This window comes from Acidimicrobiales bacterium (assembly GCA_016794585.1).
Lineage (GTDB): Bacteria > Actinomycetota > Acidimicrobiia > Acidimicrobiales > DATDAH01 > JAEUJM01.
Genome location: JAEUJM010000008.1, coordinates 1 through 2,118, shown reverse-complemented (window position 1 = coordinate 2,118; position 2,118 = coordinate 1). Strand labels below are relative to the sequence as shown.

At 69.6% G+C, this 2,118-nt stretch carries 2 protein-coding genes; both read right to left on the bottom strand.

Going from position 1 to position 2,118, the window contains the following annotated elements:
• Nucleotides 1-97: 97 nt before the first annotated feature.
• Nucleotides 98-1,222: a DUF222 domain-containing protein gene (locus JNK12_03215; protein ID MBL8774910.1), complete on the bottom strand. Its 1,125-nt coding sequence runs from the start codon at nt 1,220-1,222 to the stop codon at nt 98-100.
• 220 nt (nt 1,223-1,442) lie between these two features.
• Entirely contained in the window at nt 1,443-1,880 is a 438-nt protein-coding gene (locus JNK12_03210; GenBank protein ID MBL8774909.1) for a VOC family protein, read from the bottom strand.
• Between the last annotated feature and the right edge of the window lie 238 nt (nt 1,881-2,118).

Genomic DNA, 2,118 nt, shown 5'->3' with positions numbered 1-2,118 from the left:
CGCCGTCCTCGCGGTTCTGGGCGACCCGGACGACCTCCTCGCGGAACTCCTTCGGATACGGCTTGGGCATGGTGCACATCCTCTCCCGTGGCACCACTCAGCACCACAGATCAGATGTCACCCCGCCGCGCGGCAGTCCCGAGTGTTCGCAGACGGGGAAGGCGAGGCGGGTGGCGTCGCGTTGTTTGCCGGTGAAGAACCGGCGGGTCTTGGAGTAGTTGAGGGCGTGGCCGTTGGTGTCGAGGGCGAGGACTTCGATCCATCCGGCGATGGAGGCCCAGACGGCTTGTTCGGGGGTGGCGGGGGTGCCGTCGGCGAACTCGCAGCGCCGTTGGAACGGGTAGCGGTACTGGTTGGGGTCGTCGCCGCGGATCGCGGCGAGGATCCGGGCCAACGCGATCAGGTAGGTGGGTTGGTCGCAGACGATGGTGGTGCCCAGCGAGGACTCGGCGGCCACGCCTGCGTGTTCGCGGGAGGCTTCGGCCATGTTGGCCAGGGCGTCGTGGCGGCGCTGGGCGGGGGTGCGTTCGAGATCGTTCACGGTGGCGGCGTCACCCAACCGGGCGCGGGCGTCGGCCCACTCGGCGTCCAACAAGAGCTGGTAGTGGCGGTCGAGCTCGGTCTTGAACACGTGGAACCCGAACGGTTCCATCCACCCGTCCACCTGGCCCATTCCTTCGAAGGTCTCGGAGGCGTGCAGCCGTCGTTCCTCGTAGTTCGACAGGGCGCGTTTCTCGGTGCCTTCGGGGTCGACCGCGGCCCGCCAGTTCCGGAGCTCCCGGGCGAACTCGTCGTAGGGAAGGGTGCGGGCCTTGTCGACCAACATGGCCTCGTCGCGGGCGAACTCGACCGCCAATGCGAACAGGTTGGCCCGACACAACGACGACACGTGCTCGAGGCCGATGTCGCCGAGCTCGAACGCGGCCACGGTGTGGGGCATGCCCCGGAGCTTGCGGGCCAGGCCCCGCCGCCACCCGATCGAGTCCTGCCGCCCACACGTCAGCTCCGCGATGCGAGCCGGGGCGGACAGCGCCCCGGTGGCCTTCCACTCCTTGGAAGCGTCGTAGACGCCGAGGCACTCGATCTCGGCGGCGTCGACCATGGCCCGGATCTGCGCGAACCCCACCAGCGAGTCCTCCAACGTGGACGCCGGCTCGTTCGCCCAGATGACCCCGCGGAGCTTGTCCGCTGCCTGGTGCACATCGACCAACTCAGCACGCACGACGACCACTCCCAACCACGAGAAACGTGAGATTGTCCGGGGAAGTGGCAGCCGGAGAAGCGCCCAGGGCTGCGAACTGGTGTTCGATCACCCTAGTCCCACAGTGACGCCGACGCAAGGCATTCGCCGACGAACTTGGCCTGGGATTCCGGGGTTCGAGTGTCCACGGGTGGCCGTGAGCCGGGCGGGGTCGAGCCAGGTGGCTCCGGGGATCGCGCGGTCAGCCGAGCTGTTGGGCGAGGCCGAGGAGGAGGCCGCCGGGGCCGCGGACGTAGCAGAGGAGGTAGGCGTCCTCGTACCGGACCACCTCGCCGACGAGCTCCATGCCGTGGGGACGGAGGCGGGCCAGGGTCTCATCGAGATCGTCGACCGCGAACATCACCCGCAGGTAGCCGAGCGAGTTCACCGGCGCGGCCCGGTGATCCGCGACCACGGGCGGGTCGAGGAAGCGGGACAGCTCGAGGCGGCTGTGGCCGTCGGGGGTGCGCATCATGGCGACCTCGACGCGTTGGTCGCCCAGGCCGGTGACCCTCCCGGCCCACTCGCCCTCGATGACGCCTCCGCCCTCGAGCTCGAGGCCGAGGTCCTCGAAGAAGGCGATGGTCGCCGGGAGGTCGTCGACGACGATGCCGACGTTGTCCATCCGCTGCACGGTCATGCGCTCAGTCTTACCCTCGGCTGCCCGGGTGAGGTGTCCTTCCGGGAGACGGGGCTGGGGTGCGCGGGCGCCGCCGGCCGTGGAGACGCAGGCTCAATGCACGCTCGGCTTCGTGCCCCCGGGGAGGGAAATGGGGAGATTGCTGGCTCTACGCGACTGAGTGGGGAGAGCGGGTTCGGATCCGGGGTGGGCGTGGGCGGGTGGGCCAGGTGATCCCGCCGGCGTGGAGCAGGACTCG

Bases quoted from the DNA above. Each gene is read 5' to 3' on its own strand.
- JNK12_03210 (MBL8774909.1), bottom strand. From the start codon at position 1,880: ATGACCGTGCAGCGGATGGACAACGTCGGCATCGTCGTCGACGACCTC.